Raw genomic sequence first — 1,262 nt, 5'->3', positions numbered from 1 at the left:
CAACATACTCTTATTGGATTCTTAAACGTTAATCGAGTTTTCATACTAACTTCTACCCTTTCTGAAAATTTAATGAAGCAAAAAATGAATACAGCTATCCATCAATTAATCGCAAAAAGATTTTCTTTGCGGGTTGGGATGGGTTCATTGGCGGAATCCGAATTATATATATGTCACTCATTCCACGAAGCCGAATCAGCCCTGTTACTTGGCGACGACAATCAGTCTTTAACTACATATACAGAAGTGGAAACCAAAGCCCTTTTGGACAGAATAGATGATCGAACGAAACAACAATTTCAAGAAAGAATATTGGGCAGCTTATCTGAAAAACTGATTGAAACACTCCAACAATTTTTCCTTAGTAACTTAAATATCGGCGAATGTGCAAAAAGTATGTACATTCACCGTAATTCTCTTATTTACAGAATCAAAAAAATAAAGGAAATCACTGATTATAACCCTCAGGAGCTAAATGATGCAATAACCTTACAGTTAGCCATTTGGGTCAAACAAATGCAGCGGAAAGTTTGATTTTTATTGAGTGATAAAGTTGTACCTTCAATCTAATTATGTTCCTTTCCTGTTTAAAAGTCTGGAGTGAATTTTTGTATAAATAATCGAAGTACCGAGTAGATTAACAATACATGATTCTTTGCATACAGGAGGGCTAGGATGAATAGCATCGCAAATATTTTAATTATTCTTGGATTTTCTATTATTTTCTTAATTTTCATTGTAATAGTTCTTTTATTAATCTATATGATTTTCTTTGATCGTAGGCAGAAACATCATGCGATTCTAAGGAATTATCCAGTGCTTGGAAGGGTTCGTTACTTTTTAGAAAAGATAGGTCCTGAAATGCGTCAATACTGGTTCAACAGTGATAATGAGGGAAAACCTTTTTCTCGAGATGACTATGAACACATGGTAAAAAGCTCAAAATATTTACGGGATGTCATTGGTTTTGGTTCAAAACGGGATTTCGATGAAGAAGGATTCTTTGTAAGGAATAGTATGTTCCCAAAATTGGCTGAAGAAGAAAAATACGACCGAGAAACAAAAGTAATGACTAAAAGATACGTCCTTTTGAAGGATCCGCTTTTCTCACAACGAGAAGAAACTTGGGGAGATGAAGAATCCTCTGCCTATTTATTGGATGATGAGGATGCTGTGATTATTGGTCCGAACACAAAAAACCCCTTTAAATTAAAAGGACTTATCGGGATGTCTGCTATGAGTTATGGATCATTGGGGAAGAA

The 1,262-nt window shown here is 34.8% G+C and carries 1 protein-coding gene and 1 pseudogene; both read left to right on the top strand.

Translation table 11 applies throughout. The features are described 5' to 3' along the window. The coding region (locus AC1DUW_RS29510; protein ID WP_477644261.1) for a PucR family transcriptional regulator at nucleotides 1–534 on the top strand (534 nt) is incomplete at its 5' end. 141 nt (nucleotides 535–675) lie between these two features. Next, nucleotides 676–1,262: pseudogene (locus tag AC1DUW_RS29505) on the top strand (FMN-binding glutamate synthase family protein); the annotation flags it as partial.

The sequence above is a fragment of the Peribacillus sp. P4_C12 genome (assembly GCF_056402095.1).
Note: the sequence above shows the minus strand (reverse complement) of the source record. Positions and strands in the feature narration are given on the sequence as shown.